14 protein-coding genes are annotated in these 18,293 nt (G+C 48.9%); 11 read left to right on the forward strand and 3 right to left on the reverse strand.

The genetic code is table 11. From position 1 onward, the window contains the following. The first annotated feature begins 160 nt into the window (after window positions 1-160). From ACFPOF_RS25710 to ACFPOF_RS25735, 6 genes are all read left to right on the forward strand, one after another. Window positions 161-1,555 (forward strand): helix-turn-helix domain-containing protein, encoded by a 1,395-nt coding sequence (locus tag ACFPOF_RS25710; protein ID WP_378138078.1) that lies wholly within the window; start codon window positions 161-163, stop codon window positions 1,553-1,555. After that, window positions 1,512-2,105: an AraC family transcriptional regulator gene (locus ACFPOF_RS25715; protein ID WP_378138080.1), complete on the forward strand. Its 594-nt coding sequence runs from the start codon at window positions 1,512-1,514 to the stop codon at window positions 2,103-2,105. Before ACFPOF_RS25710 ends, ACFPOF_RS25715 begins: the two co-directional genes overlap by 44 nt. After that, window positions 2,102-2,605 carry a VOC family protein gene (locus tag ACFPOF_RS25720; protein WP_378138082.1) on the forward strand — a complete coding sequence of 168 codons (504 nt, stop codon included), beginning with the start codon at window positions 2,102-2,104 and terminating at the stop codon, window positions 2,603-2,605. Before ACFPOF_RS25715 ends, ACFPOF_RS25720 begins: the two co-directional genes overlap by 4 nt. A 153-nt stretch (window positions 2,606-2,758) precedes the next feature. Beyond that, window positions 2,759-3,430 (forward strand): TetR/AcrR family transcriptional regulator, encoded by a 672-nt coding sequence (locus ACFPOF_RS25725; protein WP_378138084.1) that lies wholly within the window; start codon window positions 2,759-2,761, stop codon window positions 3,428-3,430. Window positions 3,431-3,517: 87 nt separating this feature from the next. Then, complete coding sequence (locus ACFPOF_RS25730) at window positions 3,518-5,254, forward strand: ABC transporter ATP-binding protein (RefSeq protein WP_378138086.1); 1,737 nt, start codon at window positions 3,518-3,520, stop codon at window positions 5,252-5,254. Beyond that, window positions 5,251-7,011 carry an ABC transporter ATP-binding protein gene (locus ACFPOF_RS25735; RefSeq protein ID WP_378138088.1) on the forward strand — a complete coding sequence of 587 codons (1,761 nt, stop codon included), beginning with the start codon at window positions 5,251-5,253 and terminating at the stop codon, window positions 7,009-7,011. The genes ACFPOF_RS25730 and ACFPOF_RS25735 overlap by 4 nt, the downstream gene beginning before the upstream one ends. On the opposite strand, the gene ACFPOF_RS25740 is transcribed toward ACFPOF_RS25735, so the two are convergent. Beyond that, the gene (locus ACFPOF_RS25740; RefSeq protein WP_378138090.1) at window positions 7,012-8,745 is read right to left on the reverse strand and encodes a sensor histidine kinase; all 1,734 of its coding nucleotides are present in this window, start codon (window positions 8,743-8,745) and stop codon (window positions 7,012-7,014) included. Continuing rightward, window positions 8,742-9,971 (reverse strand): response regulator, encoded by a 1,230-nt coding sequence (locus ACFPOF_RS25745; protein ID WP_378138092.1) that lies wholly within the window; start codon window positions 9,969-9,971, stop codon window positions 8,742-8,744. The genes ACFPOF_RS25740 and ACFPOF_RS25745 overlap by 4 nt, the downstream gene beginning before the upstream one ends. Window positions 9,972-10,293: 322 nt before the next feature. Between ACFPOF_RS25745 and ACFPOF_RS25750 the strand changes: the two genes are divergently transcribed. The 5 genes from ACFPOF_RS25750 to ACFPOF_RS25770 are packed head-to-tail and all read left to right on the forward strand — an operon-like array spanning window position 10,294 to window position 17,250. Continuing rightward, window positions 10,294-11,106 (forward strand): ABC transporter permease, encoded by an 813-nt coding sequence (locus ACFPOF_RS25750; protein WP_378138094.1) that lies wholly within the window; start codon window positions 10,294-10,296, stop codon window positions 11,104-11,106. 15 nt (window positions 11,107-11,121) lie between these two features. Continuing rightward, complete coding sequence (locus tag ACFPOF_RS25755) at window positions 11,122-12,015, forward strand: carbohydrate ABC transporter permease (RefSeq protein WP_378138096.1); 894 nt, start codon at window positions 11,122-11,124, stop codon at window positions 12,013-12,015. Between the two features lie 26 nt (window positions 12,016-12,041). Then, a complete protein-coding gene (gene melA, locus ACFPOF_RS25760) occupies window positions 12,042-13,334 on the forward strand; it encodes an alpha-glucosidase/alpha-galactosidase (protein ID WP_378138098.1) in 1,293 nt (430 codons plus the stop codon). Window positions 13,335-13,356: 22 nt separating this feature from the next. Further along, window positions 13,357-14,967 carry an extracellular solute-binding protein gene (locus ACFPOF_RS25765; protein WP_378138100.1) on the forward strand — a complete coding sequence of 537 codons (1,611 nt, stop codon included), beginning with the start codon at window positions 13,357-13,359 and terminating at the stop codon, window positions 14,965-14,967. Window positions 14,968-15,009: 42 nt separating this feature from the next. Then, window positions 15,010-17,250 (forward strand): alpha-galactosidase, encoded by a 2,241-nt coding sequence (locus tag ACFPOF_RS25770; RefSeq protein ID WP_378138102.1) that lies wholly within the window; start codon window positions 15,010-15,012, stop codon window positions 17,248-17,250. Between the two features lie 98 nt (window positions 17,251-17,348). Here the strand turns inward: ACFPOF_RS25770 and ACFPOF_RS25775 are convergent, their stop codons facing one another. Continuing rightward, entirely contained in the window at window positions 17,349-18,263 is a 915-nt protein-coding gene (locus ACFPOF_RS25775; RefSeq protein ID WP_378138104.1) for an NADP-dependent oxidoreductase, read from the reverse strand. Window positions 18,264-18,293 lie beyond the last annotated feature (30 nt).

Genomic DNA, 18,293 nt, shown 5'->3' on the forward strand with positions numbered 1-18,293 from the left:
GTGGTAGGATAAGGAAAGTGTGACTCTAAAATTATACACGAAGAGTGTTTCTGTAAACACCCTGATCCGAAATCGCGGTTTTTGAGAAATTCGAACATTGTGGGAAGAATTCCCTTTGTTATAATTAGGCTTAAGAAACCTCTACAACAGGTGACGAATAATGAGCTATCAGCAGTCTGTGCAACGAACGATCGACTATATTGAGGCACATTTGGATGAGGAGATTGATCTCGCCAGTCTTGCAGAAGCCTCTTATCTTTCGGTTGCTCAATTGTACCGGGTCTTTTGCGCACTTACCGGGCATCCCGTCAAGGACTACATACGAAAGAGACGGATGAGCGTAGCCGCCAATCGCCTGAGAAATTCGAAGTGTACGATCGAGGAGCTGGCATGGGAAAGCAGGTTCGAATCTTATCATTCGTTCTCGAAAGCGTTCAAGAAGATCGTCGGATTGACTCCCGCCGCATATCGCCAGGCCGATATCTATTTCAGCTTTGAACCGATCAAGTTACACGAACAGGTCACGTATCTGGAGGACAGAGAGCAGATCGAGCGATTCCCCGATGTTAAAGTGATCCGATTCGCGCCAGAGAAGGCATACGCATTCTTACACGTTTCCGAGCGAGAGGTTGGGATGGAAAACGCAGCCTTCCAAGTCGTTATCGAGCTGATGGGCGCCCATATGTCTAAGGTTGCCGCGAAGATGAGAATTTTCGGTCACAATGTTGATCTTCCCGAGACGGACGGCAAACTGCGCTATGGTTACAAGATACTAGTCATTTGTGAAGAAGGGTCAATCGAGCATGAAGCTTTTACGGAGGAGTCGTTCATAGGAGGACTTTACGCCGTCCGAAAAATCGCTGCCCGCTCCCCGAAGATCGTTCAAGATGGATGGAACCGACTGCTCGCGGAATGGTTGCCGAAGAGCACGTTCGACATCGGTACGCATCCGTACATTGAAGAGTTCATTGCCTACAACAGAAAAGTGACAAGAATGAACTTGTATCTTCCGGTCCAGCGGAAGCTGCGCAACGAGCCGATTGAAGTCGTTAATCGACCGCTGGTCGAAACGTTCTTCTTCAGAGGGTACGGTGCCGAGGCGCAAGAGGACGCTGAACGACGGTTAATCGATTGGTACGAGAGACAACTTGATGGCAAACGGTTGAGAAAAGGCAACTATTACATGTCGTACGACTACGGTGCCGGCGATTCCGAGGAGACTTGGTGGGAGAACGGTTTCCTAACCGCGCAGGAAGACATGTTATGGACTGGGCTCGAAAGGAAGCACATGGGGGCGGGATTGTATGCGTGCTGCGTATCCAAATCGTACGGGCTGATGACTGGTGTTCTGGATACGATGCATCGCTGGATCGCAGTGAGCGCCAAGTACCGATTTGACGATGACAGGCAATGGTACGCGGAATATCACGTATTAGCAGACAGGGATATTGAGCGGGACACGCTCGTCAAAGTCTATATTCCTATTCTTTTGAAAGAGGAGGCGGCAGAAGATGGGAAGCGCTCATTTGAAAAGGACAAATCCGGACGGCTATAAGCCAGAGAGGGTGCCGGCAGCGCTGAAGGCCATGCAGCGGAAAACCCAAGTCGAGACGAGTCGTTTGGAGAACATGGTGCCCGTTATTGTGGAGCACGGCGAATTGAAGCTGATTGGCATTCCTTGCATCAGCTTAAACGACATGAGTGGAAAGTATCATCATGCTAAGGAAGGATTGCTATCATCAACGAAATATTTTCCTGCTGTTAGAAATCCATCCATTCATTATGGTATATGGCCGGAGGCTCCTTCGCAGAGCGAATCCGATCGACATGCTTACATCCTTTGCGTAGAAGTGGATACTTTCGACGACATTCCAGAATGGTATTTCAAGACAACCTTGCCGCCACAACGATGTGTTGTCGTGCCCAACGAAAGCGGCAACTATAATGCTGCCTGCCAAGTCGTCGATCAATACGTCGCCGAAAACGGCCTTATCGTAGATGCGGAAGGACGGAAGTATACGATTTGCGAACGCTACAACTACGATGGGGAAGGGTTCGCCAAGTACTCGCTTCCGATACGGGAGAGCCTGGAGGGGGAACGATGAACCAACGACCCTTGCGCAAAGAAGTGCCGGAAGGTTATCGGCCATTAATAGTGCCGAGGGCACTTAAACGAATGAACGGAGGAAAATCGATGGACGAACAAAAACAAGCGCACGAGAGTAAAGTATCCGCCAGTCCGATCAAAAACAAAGTGGGAAGCTTGTTCATCCCCGTGCGGGATATCGAGAAGTCGCGCGACTGGTATTGCCGAATTCTCGGATTGAACACAGCCGATTGCGCAATTCTGTCCGGCCATCTGTGCCCGCTCCCGATGGAAGGCACCGGCATCATTCTGGATACGATGCCGATGTGGGGAGGCCAAGAGCCAGGAGGAGCCCCATCGATTGAGACACCGGCATTCATGCTAATGACGAAGGATCTGCAAGGTTCACTCGACTACATGAAGGAGCTTGGAGTCGAGTTTGTCACGGAGATCGAGCATGACCACTGGTTTGTCGTGAAGGACCTGGACGGCAATAAGTTGATGATTTGCCGAGAGTAGTAGCCTTTCCTGAAGAAATGAAGAAGGATGAGCTCGGATGGTAGCCGGCAACAATGGTCGGCTGCCGTTTTGATGCACGGATAGTTGGATAGGATTGACAACAAATACTTGCGTGCGTACAATATGAATGAATCGTTCATTCCGAGGTGAAATATGGCTGACGCAAGACTTCGCAGCATCTACTTTCATGCAGGTAAGCTGTTCAATACCAAACAGTACGCGAATACGAAAGTATCAGAAATTGCTACTGCCGCTGGTATTGCCACCGGCACAATCTACAATCTGTTTACGAGCAAAAAAGCGATCCTGACCTTTGTCATTCGCGCGGCATTGGAGAAAGACTATCTCGACTCCGATATTGCGCTGCCGGTCGAAGAGGCCGACTTGAATCATCTAATTGAGCTTCAGGTAAAGCTCCATGACCGGATTTTTAATGATATTTTCCGAATTACGGACGAGAACGGATTGATCATCAAGCGATTTAAGCAGATGATATCGGATATTTTCGATATGAGTGCGGACATCCTTCTTGCAACAGGAAACATTGAAACGAACGCAAGTATTCTCCGTGAATTGGCAAAAGTCTTTTTCCCGGCGAAGGAAAAATTCTTTCAAGTATTCGAGCAAAACTTAACGATTTACATGGAAGATGGCGAAATTCGGAAATTGGATTACCCGCGCGTCCACGTACAATGTATCAACGATATTCTGACATGGTGGGCGATGAACGCCAACATCTTAATGCCCGAAATCTCAGTACCACGCGATGCGGCTCGTGAAATCTCTGTTGATCTCGTGGCGAGATCTTACTTAATCGATTACTAGTGACACAAGAGATTTGGCACGCTACGGCGTGCTATATTTCATGAATAAAAATGAATGAATGGTTCATTCGAATGAGGAGATGAGCAAATGAACGGTGGTATTATGCCATTGTATGAAGCAACCCCAAGCACCCTACAAGTCGTTCAGCGTTATTTGTCTGTCAATGCGAAGCATACCCCGATTCTCGTAGCAACAATTGTATTCTCGCTCCTAACGTCTTCCGTATTGAGCGTTATAACGCAGTGTCTTCGTGCCATTATTGATGATTATGGCATTACGGGGACGGTCTTTAACACGCAGACGGCACTTCTCCTGATATCGCTCACCGTATTTATTCCATCTCAATATTTACAACAATTTCTCGGAATCAAATGCAGCGAGATGTGCGACCGTACAATGCGTGAGAACACGTTTGCAGTCGTGTCCCGGATGAATAAACAGACCCTTGATACCCAAAGGACGGGTGATATTCTATCCCGCGCCAATAGCGATTTAAGCCAAATTAACGGGGCTTTGCATAATTATTTCTCGGTACGGCTGCCACAGCAAGTAATCGGCCTCGTAGCGCTTATCGTATCCCTCTTTATAAGCTGGCAATTAACAGTGTTCTCACTTGCCATAGTGCCATTTATCGCTGTGTTGCAAGTGAAGATCTCGGCACCGTTAACCGGGTTCGTACTCCAGTGGCAGCGAGCGGCTGGGGAATCTCTGTCCATTGCGAACAACTTGATGGGCGGTTATGAAGTCGCAAAGGCATACAATTTGGGCCAGCTTCTGCGTCAACGTTACGATGCGGCGGTGGATCAAGCAGCTTCTAGTGGAATGAATGCCAACCGAGCAACAATATGGCTTTCCCCATTAGGTCAGGTCATGTTTTTCTTCCCGCAAATCATCATCTGTGGATTCGGCGTGTATTTGGCAAACGCCCATCAAATTACTTCAGGCGGTGTCATGTCAGTCATTATTTTAAGCGTTTTTATCGGCAATCCGATCGGAGACTTCTCGGCCGTGCTGACGGATTTCAAAACAGCGCGTGGTTGTGCTTCTCGCGTATTCGAACTGTGGGATATGCCGGCTGAACAGACGGGGGGGACGGTAATGAAGCCGAAAGAAGACGCTATTCTGTTAGAAAACGTTAGCTTCTCCTACCCGGGTAAACCGGCTGTATTAAACGGGTTATCCTTCTCCATCAAACAGGGCGAACAGATTGCAATCGTCGGCGGAAGCGGTTCGGGCAAGTCAACCGTGATCAAGCTGCTCATGGCGTTATACCGTAAGGATGAAGGCAAAATTTCAATATTTGGTCATGCGATAGAGGCGTGGTCGACGGAAGCGCTTCGCGATCACATTTCCTATGTGGGGCAGGATACGTATTTGTTTACCGGAAGCATATGGGACAATGTAGCAGTAGGTAATCGAAACGCATCGAACGAAAACATACAAGCCGCGCTCGACGCAGCGCTGCTGAACGATATCGATGTGAGGCGTGAAATCGGAGAACGCGGGTTTCATCTTTCCGGCGGACAGCGACAACGAGTTGCGATCGCCCGCGCAATCATGAAGGACGCTCCGCTACTCTTGCTTGACGAACCGACCTCAGCACTTGATACGCAAAACGAAGCATTGGTATCCGAAGCGCTTCGGCGACTTGCAAAGGGGTGTACCACAATCGTTATTGCGCACCGGCTGTCTGCTCTGCGAAATATTGACCGAATTCTATGCCTCGAAGACGGCCGAATTGTGGAAAGTGGTACGCATGAACAACTCATGACGTTGCAAGGGGCGTATTATCGACTCTATCAAACACAGGAGGCGGGCATATGAAATCAACGATGGACAGCATTCGCTACACTTTTCGAATGATGGCATGGTCTTGGCGGTTTATTCGCTCGTGGCGAATTCGCTATCTTTTATGCTCCGTAATTGGCATCCTGCAGAACGCATGGATGTCAATCACCACAGCCTATTTAATCGGGCAGACGACAGCGCACGCCGCAACGGGTAACTTTCCAGCGATGCTGGATACAGTCGGAATTGTGGCTGTTATTGTCGTTGTAGGCATCATCGTCATAACGACCGTAAATTACCATGCTTCACAAATACATGTCCTTGGCCTGGCACAGATACGCAAATCGTTGTTCGCAAAGTTAACCATGATGCCCGCGTCGGAAGCGGATCAACAACTGTCCGGCGATGTGACCACACGCTTGAGCATGGATGCGGATCGTACGGCCGCATTTTTCGGCTCCATGATGACCGGTAATCGTAGTTTATTCGCTATCCCTGTCAGTATTTTGATATCTATAATCATTTGTTTCGTTAAGCAGCCTTCTATCGGTATGATGAATCTCGTATTTGTATGTATTAGCATCTATACGAACCTGGCGTGCATTCGTAGGGAATACACATGGCATACGAAACGAATGGGGGTCATGTCGGTTTTGACGCAGAGAATGATCGACATGATTGCAGGCAGTATCGTCGTGCGTATGTTCGGGCTTGCTTCGCATTTGCGGGGACTATATGAATCCGATTCTGGAACCGCTTATTCCTTTGCGATGCGTGGCGCTAACTACAACGCGATGCGTTCATCGCTAAGTTCTGCCATACAATGGAGTGCGATTATATTTACGCTTGTCATTGGCAGCGTATTCGTTCACATGGGGAAGACCGATTTAGGAACCGTGGTGTTCATCGTACTTATTCAGTCGCAAATCAATAATGACGTGTTGTTGATGACCAATTCCTTTCAGCAGTTGCAATTCGCAACGATCGCCGCGTCGCGCGTCAAGGAAGTTCTTGATTGCCCCGATGAGCGAATGAGAGAAAATGTGGCTAAGCCTGACGCAAGCGCGGTGCATGCGGTAAATATGCGAGGCGTCACGGTATGTTACGACACTGAATCCCCAGTTATCAGAAATATGACCTTGCAAGTCAAAAATGGCGAAAAGCTTGCGATTATCGGCGGAAGCGGCGGAGGGAAGACGACACTGGTTCGCTGTTTGATGGAGCTCGTGAAAACGGACAACAGAGACATCCAACTTTACGGGCATTCATGCGAACAGTATTCACAAGAAACGGTACGAGATCTGATCACCTATGTACCTCAAAACTGTTATTTATTTGACGGTACGATACGTGAAAATATAGCATGGGGCAATCCCGAAGCAACCGATGAAAGCATTGGGCATGCGGTGCGCGAAGCAGGGCTGGAAGAAATGATCAAACGGTTACCGGACGGTTTGGATACGCGTGTCGGTGAATATGGCACACACTTATCCGGCGGACAGCGCCAACGTATCGCCATAGCACGGGCAATGGTGAAGAACGCGCCGCTGTTGTTGCTTGATGAAGCCACATCGGCACTGGACGGAGAATCAGAGGAACTCGTTCAACAAGCATTAGAACGGCTTATGGAAGGACGGACTGCGATCGTCATCGCGCATCGTTTATCTACGATTCGCAATGCAGACCGCATTATCGTTATGGAGAATGGAGAACTAGTGGAAGAAGGGAATCATGAGCATCTGCTGGCACATTCCGGGCGATACGCACAGCTATATCAGATGCAATATGCGTAACTAAATAATCGGAATCGTGATTACAAATTGGGTGCCGATACCGAGACGGCTAAAAACGGATACGCCAAATTCCGGTCCGTAAGCTAATTGGATACGTCCATGGACATTGCTGATCCCGTATCCCGCTTCTTTGTCTCTGCGCATGATGTCCGCAACACGCGCAGAGGACATGCCGGCGCCGTCGTCGACTATTTCGAAGCAAATCGCGTTATTCTTCCGGTACAGCCGGATAATGATATTAAGCGGCTCATGATCGTTCCATACGGCGTGGTGCATCGCGTTTTCTACAAAAGGCTGTAAGATGACTTTGATCGTTTGATGTTTGAACAGTTCCTCGTCCAACTGCCAATGCATGCGAAACAGATTATGGAAACGAGTAAGCTGTATCTCCACATAATGTCGTGTAATTTCGACCTCTTTTTGAATCAGAATAATAGACTTACCCTTGCTGAGCGAGGTTTTGTAGAAATTGGACAGATGGCGGACGATTTTGCCTACTTGCTTGTCCTGGTTTTGAATAGCCAGTGATGAAATAATCGCAAGCGTATTGTATAGAAAATGAGGATTAATCTGACTCTGAAGCAAAGCAAGCTCCGCTTCTTTTCGCGAAATTTCCTTCTTGTACACCTCGTTAATCATCTTGTCCAACCGGCGCTTCATCGTATTAAACGACTCCGAAAGCAAACCAATTTCATCCTTGCTGTCCTGCTTCATCTCGAAACGGAAATCTTCTTCCCCGACTTTGCGGACAAAACGGGTAAGCGTCTTAAATCGATTGGAGAAATAACGGGCCGTCGTCGCAATAAGGACGATAGACAGAAGCAGACTGATGGCGGCGATCACCAGAACGCGGCTTGAAGATTTGTACGCTTCGCTCAGAACATTCCGCAAAGGAATGATGGACACGGTTTTCCAGCCATTAGGCATCGTGTCGTAGACGATCAGCGAATCTAGTCCGTTAACGGTTCTCTCAAAAGTACCGCTGCCTCTTGCAGGCCAATCGCCATCGTCCAGCACGTTGTTGATTGGTTGCAAGATCTTCGATTTGTCCCGGGTGGACAGAATGATGCCTTCATGATTGACCACATAAATATCGCTTGCTTGAGCCTCATGCCCAAACAGGGAGTAGATTGCGCTTTCCTTGACATCAATCGTAAGAATGCCGTATGGATGTAGACTGTCGTGGTTGTTCATCAGTCTCGCCAACGTAATGTCGTACTGCTTCTCGTCACGCTTGATCATCACATTATAGACGGCATTGCCATAGGACTTCTGCAGCTCTTTGTACCAATTCTCAGCCTTCATCTGCTCATCTACATGTCTAATGAATAGGCCGTCGCTCGGGATCGATTCATTAAAAGGATAGATCGTAATGGAATCGATATCCGAATTGGTCAGTTGAATGCCAAAGAGCAGGCTGTTGATATAGTCATAGGCGTGGACGATATCTATCCCTTTCTTGTAGTTCTGGATAAGCAGGTCCCGCAGTTGGGAATCCATATACAATAAGCTGGATATTTGCTCATAGTTTTTAATTTTATTATTGATATTGCTGGTGATTTGGCTGTTCATCGTTCGCATGCGGTCGTGCGTCTGCGTGACAAGCTGGTTTTGAAACACCTGATAAAAATAAACGGAGATGGCCAGCAAAGGAATGACGGAAGCGAGCAGAAAAAAAACAAGCAGCTTGTTGCGCAGCGTCAGATTGTTAATAAACCGTTTGATTGTCGTCATAGCGTGTTATATCCGGGCTGCCGGTTGCGATACTGATTCGGCGTTACTCCGCGTTTCTTATGAAAGACGGAGCAGAAATGCGACGCGCTTTCGTAACCAACGTGCGTTGCGATCTCATGAATTTTCAGCTCGGTATCGCGAAGCAGCTCGGCGGCGCGCTCCATTCTGACTTTAGTGATATGTTCGAGAACGGTGAATCCGGTATATTCCTTAAATAGTGTCCGAAAATGATTAGGAGACATATAAGCATGTTCAGCCAAGTATTCAATCGTTAGTGCGCTGCCGAACTCATGGTCAATCAGCGTCTTCACCTGTTGAATAATGGCGTCATAGCGGTCAACGCTGCCCGATGGGGCGGGGGAAGCAGCGATATAATGCCCGCTGCCATGCTTGGCAATATGCCGCCCGCGAACCTGCAGCATATGCAGGATCACTTCATGCGTTTGCTGGAGAGCAATGGGTTGCGGATATAGACAAGTCGTTACCCATGGGCTGATCGGCAATAGCTCCGCATGCCATTTCACAACCAACTGAGCGATACCGGGAGCAACAAGCGCAACCAGTCGTTCTTCTTGCCATTCAACTGCCAGTGCCTGAACATCGTTCGTTAGCTGCTGCATCCGTTGAAATATTTTACTTGTCTTTAGACCCGGATCGGAAGGATCGTCCGCGGGCTTGTACGCAGCATCGATCGTAATCAGAACAACTGAATAGACGCCTGCTGCGGCAGGCAGAAGCTCGTCGAGCAGCTCTTGCAAACGACTTTCTGAAGCCGGTTGCGGCTCTTCGAGCAGCAACTGCCTGACATAATGAGAAGCAAGCACTCGGGAAGACAGTCTATTACGCTCTTCCTCTGCACATTTCTGCTTGACCTTTAACATTTGCTCTCGAAGCTCGTCCATATCGAGCGGCTTCAGCAAATACCCCAGTGCTTCCAGCGTGAGGGCGGATTTGACATAAGCGAAGTCATCATACCCGCTCATAAATATAATAATCAGCCGGGGCCATCGTTTGCGCGCGGCTTTGGCGAATTGGATGCCGTCCATAATCGGCATTCTGACATCCGTAATGACAACATCGAAAGATGTTTCCTCCATTTGGCTGAGTGCCTCGCGACCGTTTTTGGCGACGCCCGCCACCTCAAATCCAAGCTCGTCCCAAGGAAAAAAACGCGTTAATGTATCAAGCTCAATATGCTCATCGTCGACAAGCATTATTTTGTACATGGCATTTCCCCCTGACCCTCATGCTGTTGATATCAGTATCCCACCCGGTTTTTCAACCGTCAATCGATGTCAAAATAGGTTCATTCAATCCCGCTATGAATCGTTGATTCCCGATATGGATTATCGGCAGCCGGGGGATCCATAATGGAGTCAGCCGGCAAATCCATTACAGAAACGAGGGAAAACATTGCGCCCAGACCGACATGCACAACACTCTTTACTGGGCAGAAGGTTGCATATACATCGATATTTGTACTTGATGTTGATACCCGCTTTTATCTGGGCTTTGTTATTTGCCTATGCGCCAATGGCAGGACTTTATATGGCCTTCGTCGACTATAAGCCGACTCTGGGTAACTTCTGGTCATCGTTTTTTGGCAGCAAATTTGTAGGATTCGAATGGTTCACTTATTTTTTCAATGGCAGCGACTTCAAGATCGTCATGCGTAATACACTCGTGTCTAGTGCGCTTACACTTGTGCTCGGCTTTATCGTCCCCATATTGTTAGCGCTTGCTTTAAACGAAGTGAAAAATCAAGCTTTCAAACGGGTTGTTCAGACAGCTTCCTATATGCCGTATTTCATTTCCTGGGTCATCGCAGCTAACATTTTTGTCGCCTTGCTGTCTTCGGAAGGAGCGGTGAATGAACTGCTGCAATTGGTGGGGCTGACCAAAGATAACATCCCATTTCTTCAGGAAGGTAAGTATTTCTGGGGGCTTGTGTCAGGCGCGAATACCTGGAAGGAAATGGGGTATAACTCGATTATTTATTTGGCGGCCATTTCTTCCATCAATCCGGATCTCTATGAAGCGGCCAAAGTGGACGGAGCAGGCCGACTTAAACAAATAACAGCGGTAACCTTGCCATTATTGCGTCCGACGATTGTCATTTTGCTCATCTTATCTGTTGGGAACTTGTTGAATACAGGCTTCGATCAATATTATTTGCTCGGCAATTCGCTCAACAGAGACTACTCCGATGTGCTCGATACGTATTCATTCCGTTACGGCTTGCAGAACAGTATGTTCTCGTATGCCTCCGCCGTCGGCTTGTTCAAATCAGCAGTTGCATTCCTGTTGGTGTTTGGCGTGAATGCAATCGCCAGGCGGATGAATAGCAATTCATTATTTTAACGAAAGGAGTCCGCTATGAATGAGAAAGAGAGGATACTGGGCGTTGCGGGAAACACCGTACTTTATTGTTTTCTAAGCATCGTTTTTCTCGTCACATTTTTTCCGTTCTGGCAAATCTTTATACTGTCTATCAACGATGGCTCGGATTCCATGCGTGGCGGGTTTATGTTATGGCCAAGGGAATTCAGCCTGGACAGCTATGTAACTGTATTTTCTAATAGTGAGATTCTTACCTCGTTAAGAACAACTATAATACGCACTTTGGTCGGAGTTCCGCTAAGTGTCATATGCATTTCCATGCTGGCATACGTGCTGAGCAAACGCACCTTAGTAGGCAACCGGGCTCTGAATCTGTTTTTTATCTTTACGATGTACTTCAGCGGAGGTTTGATTCCAACGTATATGGTAATCAAATCGCTTCATCTGATCGACAATTTCCTTGTATTAATCTTTCCGGGCCTCATTAATATTTTCTGGATGATTCTGATGAGAACCTATATGGAGCAATTGCCGAAGGAGATGGAGGAGTCTGCGGAGATAGATGGCGCTAACGACGTTCGCATATTCGTTCAAGTCATCTTGCCTGTCTGTATACCCGTTCTAGCTACGATCGTATTATTCTCGGCTATTTTCCATTGGAACGCCTGGTACGATTCATACATTTACACGTACAAGGCTGACCTGAAGACGCTGCAGGCCGTGTTAGTCAAAATTCTAAACCAGTATCAAACAGGGGACATGCTTTCCCAAGCGCAACAGCTGGCCAATGAAAATAAGCGGATTCCGGTAACTTCGGAAAGTATTCGAATGACGGTTACGATGGTGGCCACGCTTCCAATCATTCTTGTGTATCCGTTTCTGCAAAAGTATTTCCTTAAAGGCATGCTGCTGGGTGCCGTCAAAAGTTGATTTTACATCGAGGAGTGTTTGTACAAATGGCTAAAATTACATTCATCGGAGCGGGTAGGTCCATTTTCGCAAAAAACATTTTAGGGGACTGCATGCGGACGCCGTCATTGGCTGATGCACATATGGCGTTATTCGATATTAACGCGGAGCGTCTCCAGCAATCGGAGAAAATGCTGCATAATTTGAACCAGAACTTAGGCGGCAAGGCGACAATTAAGTCGTACACAGATCGCAAAGAGGCGCTTCGCGGAGCGGATTACGTCATTAACGCTATCGCAGTCGGCGAGCTTATTCCAACGATTATGTCAGATTTTGAAATTCCCGAGAAGTACGGCCTCTATCAGACGGTTGCCGACACACTCGGCATGGGCGGCTTGTTCCGCGGGTTGCGTACGATTCCGGTTATGATTGACATTGCCCGCGATATGGAGGAAGTGTGCCCGGACGCATGGTTCCTGAACTATACGAATCCAATGGCGATCGTAACAGGCGCAATGCTGCAGGCAACTGGCGTAAAAACGGTCGGCTTGTGCCATAGCGTTCAGACTTGTGCCAAGGAGTTGTTGGAAGGTCTCGGCATGCCGTCTGACGATGTTCGTTGGAAAGTAGCCGGCATTAATCATCAAGCATGGCTGTTGGAAGTCACTCGCGGCGGCGTAGACCTGTACCCGGAAATCCGTAGAAAAGCGGAAGCACGTGTGGAGCAGCATAACGATAGGGTACGCTACGAATACATGAAGCTGTTCGGCTATTATGTTACCGAGTCCAGCTCGCACGGCTCAGAATACGTGCCGTATTATCATAAGCGGCAATATCCTCATTTGAAAGAGAAATACATGCTGCCTACGAATGGCTACAAAAACTGGGGAAGAGGCAAAGCCGAGTATTGGCACGAAGTGAATGCGATGATTGAAAATGCTAACCTTACGCATGATCGCTCTCATGAGTATGCTTCCTATATTATGGAGGCGATGGAGACGAACAACCCGTTTGAGATTGCAGGAAACGTGCTGAATACAGGCGGCTTGATTAGCAATCTGCCGCATAACGCATGTGTGGAAGTACCTTGCATGGTTAATGCTAATGGAATTCTGCCAACCCGGTTCGGCGCGCTGCCTCCGCAATGCGCTGCTCTTAACCAGACCAATATTAATATGCAGTTGTTAACGATCGAAGCGGCTTTGACAGGTAAGCGCGAGCATGTCTATCATGCAGCGATGCTGGACCCGCATACTTCGTCCGAATTGTCGCTTGACGATATTGTAGCGATGTGCGATGAAATGCTAGAAGCCAACCGCGATTTTATTGCCGTAAAATAAACAACTTCAGGAGGGGATTGTCATGAGTAAGACTAGAAAAGCTGTCGCTTTGACTATGGTTTCCGCCATGATGCTAATCTCACTATCGGCTTGCTCTGGAAATAAGAATAATGCAGCGCCGAGCGCGACGAACGGGGAAAAAGCGAGTCCAAGCGAACCGATTACGTTGACTTTTTTCGATAAAAATACAGGTGATCTATTCACCAACCCGGTGGCCGAGGAGATTACGAAGCGTACGGGAATTAAGATCGAAATCCAGCAGCCGACAGGCAATCCGGAAGAAAAGCTTAACCTGATGCTGACAAGCAATACGCTTCCGGACATCGTTCTCATGGATCGGCGGAGCGATATCGTTAACCGTTACATTACAGCAAAAGCGATCATTCCGTTAGATGACTTGATTGAGCAATATGGGCCAAACATTAAGAAAATGTACGGCGATGTGCTGAACAAAAGTCGCTACTCGGACGGGCAAAACTACTATTTGAACAATTGGTACGGTATGGATCCCGATCCGGGCTGGAGTTTTAACCTGCGCGCCGATATACTGAAAGAGTTGGGCTATGGCGACAGAATCGAAAGCGGCGAGAGCTTCACGCAAGAACAATTCCATGAATTGCTGCAGAAGTTCAAGGAGAAATATCCACAAGTTGATGGGAAGCCGTCAATCCCGCTAACATTCAACGCTGACCATATGCCGACGGTTGTAGGCACATTTAAGGGTATGTACGGCATGAAAACCTACTACGAAGCAGATGGCAAGATCGGTTTGGAAGTACGGGAGCCGCGTTATAAGGAAATGATGAGTTTTGTCAACGATTTGCAGACCGAAGGTTTGCTGGACAAAGAGTGGGCAATCAACAAAACGCAAATTTTTGATCAAAAATTAACAAGTGAACGTGTATTTGCTGTAGGCGGCGGCGAGCCTTCCGAAGCGAACCGATTGTTGCGTGAGAAGTATGGCGCAGATACGGACAAGCAGTTCTATGCGTTTAAGGTAACGGCACCGGGTGTCGATCCGTCCGCTACGACTTATGGACCGCGCAGCTCGCTTGGATGGGACGCTATTGCGATTACGGTAGCCAACAAACATCCGGAAGAAACAATTAAGTTTATGGATTTCCTGGCAAGCGAAGAAGGCCAATACTTGCTGATGTGGGGGATTGAGGGCAAGAACTGGGATATGGTGGATGGTAAACATAAACCGCGCCCGGAAGTGCTGCAAGGCTTCAAAGACAACTGGAACGAATACGCCAAGCAGACCGGGATTCGCAAGTGGACATGGTTTATCAAAAACGGCAATGGCTCCGACGGCACGCCATTTGACCTCGCAGGCAAATACGAGCGCAACAAGTATAACCAGCTTGCTCTGACATCGATGAAGGATTCGACGTGGGATACTGCGATCTACGACAACTTGGGCCCTGAAGGCGGCGCGCCGGATGCGCTGAGCGAGCAGAAGCTGAAGGATTTGATCTCTCAAGGCTTCACTCAGCTTGCTTATGCCGAGTCCAAAGAAGAGTTCGAGCAGCTGTACAAAAAACTGATGCAAGATGTTGAAGCAAACAATGCGAAACGTATCGAGCAAATCTATACGGATAACTACCAGAAACACTTGGAGCTATTTAAATAAGCGGATTCACGCAAAACAAAGTCGAGGACAGATGTTCCATTCATGGCGAGCCATAGTGGAACGTCTGTCCACGTTTATGGAGGAGGAATTCCTATTCTAGTTCAGTATATGGAGCAGCATGCTATTTTTCATTTGCAGTCGAAGGATACAAGTTATGTCATCCACATCACGAAACAGGGGTATCCTGCGCATCTGTATTGGGGCAAAAAAATTCGCGGCGTTCAACTGCGGAGGTTGCTGGAGCTGAAGGAGCGTTGTTCTTTCTCGCCTAGCACGGATCTTGACCAATTGGAGCTGTCTTTGGACACGCTTCCGCAAGAATACCCGGCTTATGGCAACTCCGATTTTCGCATGCCCGCCTTCCAGGTGTTGCTGCCCAATGGTACAACGGTGACCGATCTGCGTTATGAATCGCATCGGATCATTCCTGGCAAGCCGGGGTTAGCGGGATTGCCGGCCGTTTATACGGAACGCGATGACGAGGCGGAGACGCTGGAGCTAATCTTGAAAGATGAATTCAGCGGATTAAACGTTGTTCTCTCTTATACCGCGTTCTCGGATTACGATGCGATTACGCGTTCGGCGAGGTTGGTCAATAACGGCAAGCAAACCCTGCAATTGCAACGTGCATTCAGCATGAGCCTGGATATGCCGAACGATCAATTCGAGATGCTGCAACTGTCGGGCGCGTGGACTCGCGAGCGATATATGCATAAGCGCAAGCTGCAGCCTGGGCTTCAATCGATCGAAAGCCGTCGAGGCTCAAGCAGCCATATGCAAAATCCGTTTGTCGCGTTGCTTGCTGAAGGAGCAACAGAGGATCACGGCGATGTATACGGCGTCAGCTTAGTGTACAGCGGCAATTTTACAGCGGGCGTGGAAGTGGACCAATTCCATACGTCGCGTCTCTTTATCGGCTTGAACCCGTTTGATTTCGGCTGGAGACTGGAGCCGGGGGAGCAGTTCCAGACACCCGAAGCGGTTATGGTCCACTCCGATCAAGGATTAGGCGGCATGTCACGCAGCTTCCATGATTTGTACCGTTCGCGTTTAATAAGGGGCACATTCCGCGATCAGACTCGTCCGATTCTTATTAACAACTGGGAAGCGACTTATTTCAATTTTAATGCGGACAAAATCGAAGCGATTGCCCGAACAGGAAAAGAACTGGGAATCGAGCTATTCGTTCTCGATGACGGCTGGTTCGGGAAGCGCGACGGAGATACGACTTCATTGGGTGACTGGTTCGTCGACCGCAACAAACTTCCGAATGGTCTGGAGGATCTCGTCAGCCGGGTGAGACAGCTTGATATGCAGTTCGGCCTTTGGTTTGAGCCGGAAATGATTTCACCGGATAGTGAACTGTACCGCGCGCATCCGGACTGGTGTCTTCATGTGGAAGGACATAGACGTACTCAGGCTCGTCATCAGCTAGTTCTCGACTTATCGCGTGCCGATGTGCAAGAGTATATTGTAAAGGCCGTTTCCGACATCCTGTCAAGCGCGCCGATCACGTATGTCAAATGGGATATGAACCGCAATATGACAGAAGTCGGTTCAGATCTGCTGCCGGCAGAACGTCAGCGCGAAACCGCGCACCGTTATATGCTCGGCTTGTACCAAGTGCTTGAGCGAATTACTTCGGCATTTCCGAATATTTTATTCGAGAGCTGCTCGGGCGGCGGCGGACGTTTCGATCCGGGGATGCTGTACTATATGCCGCAGACATGGACAAGCGATAATTCCGATGCGGTTTCCCGACTCAAAATCCAATATGGCACAAGCATCGTTTACCCGATCAGTACGATGGGAGCGCATGTGTCAGCCGTGCCCAATCATCAGGTCGGCCGTATGACGCCGCTTGAGACTCGCGGCAACATTGCCTTGTCGGGCAATTTTGGCTACGAGCTTGATTTGAGCATCATACGGGAAGAGGAGAAAGAAATCGTCAAGGCGCAGTTGAAGCTGTATAAGGACATTCGCCATCTTGTCCAATTCGGCGACTTCTATCGCTTGCTCAGTCCGTTCGAGGGTAATGACACCGCTTGGATGTTCGTCTCCAAAGATAAGAAGGAGGCATTCGTCGTCTATGCTTCCGTGCTTCAAGAGCCGAACCCACCATTGAATCGTTTCCGTCTGAAAGGACTCGATCCGGAGCGAGACTACAAGCTCGACGGTGAAGAAGCGATATTTGGCGGCGACGAATTGCTTTATGCAGGGCTGTCAACGCCGCAATTCAGCGGCGATTACGCCAGCAAAGTATACCATTTCAGAGCGGTATGAGCAGGTTCAAATAGTTCGAAGGGAGTCCCATTCGGCAAACGGGGACTCCCTTTTTTTGCGTCTTAACAAGCAACAAGTGCATCCTTTATGTCCAATTGTTAGTCAAAAGTCAGCACGATTTTTCCGCGCCCATGCCGTGTCTCGATCAAACGGTGCGCATCAGCGGCTTGATCGATCGGGAATATTTGGCGAATTAGAATGCGAAGCTTTCCATTCGAATGCAACTCAGCCAGTTCCGCGAGCCGAGCGGCGGTTCGTTCGGTCCGGACGACGCGGAGGCCGAGCTTCTCGATCAGCTCGTGCGCGGCGAACGTGCAAATGCGGCTTCTGTCTTTCACCAATTCGATCGATGCCCATACGGCTTCGGCACCGGCTGTATCGAAAGCGGCATCGACGCCTTGCGGCGCGATGGCGCGAACGCGTTCGACGAGTCCTTCTCCGTACGTTACCGGAACTGCCCCTAGCGAGCGGACATAATCGTGGTTGCTTTCGCTAGCCGTGCCGATGATTGTCGTCGCGCCCCATTCCTTGGCCAACTGTACGGCGAATGCACCTAAGGAGCCGGCCGCGCCGTGGATCAGAATCGTATCGCCTTTCTGAACGCCGATTGCCTTAAGTGCGATATAAGCGCCTTGGCCGTTGCCGCTTAATCCGCCGGCCTCTGCCCAAGACATCGTCTTCGGCTTGAGCGTGATTTGATTCGCGCCGACGACAATATATTCCGCGTAGCCGTTCAGTATCGTGAACCCGAGCACCTCGTCTCCCAATGCGAATCCCGTTACGCCTTCTCCGAGCTGATCCACTACGCCGGCGAACTCGTTTCCCGGAATTTGCGGGAAGTGAACCATAACTCCCGCCGGGGAATAGCCGCTGCGAACCGCGCAATCGAAGTGCTGCACGCCTGCAGCTTTCACCCTTACTCTGACTTGCCCCGGACCGGCCAACGGTTCGGGAAACTCCATCGTTCTCATGACCTCTGGACCGCCGAATGATTCAAATGCTGCTGCTCTCATGAAGCATCCCACTTTCTTGTTTAATGATTT

This window comes from Cohnella soli (assembly GCF_042655525.1).
GTDB lineage: Bacteria > Bacillota > Bacilli > Paenibacillales > Paenibacillaceae > Cohnella > Cohnella soli.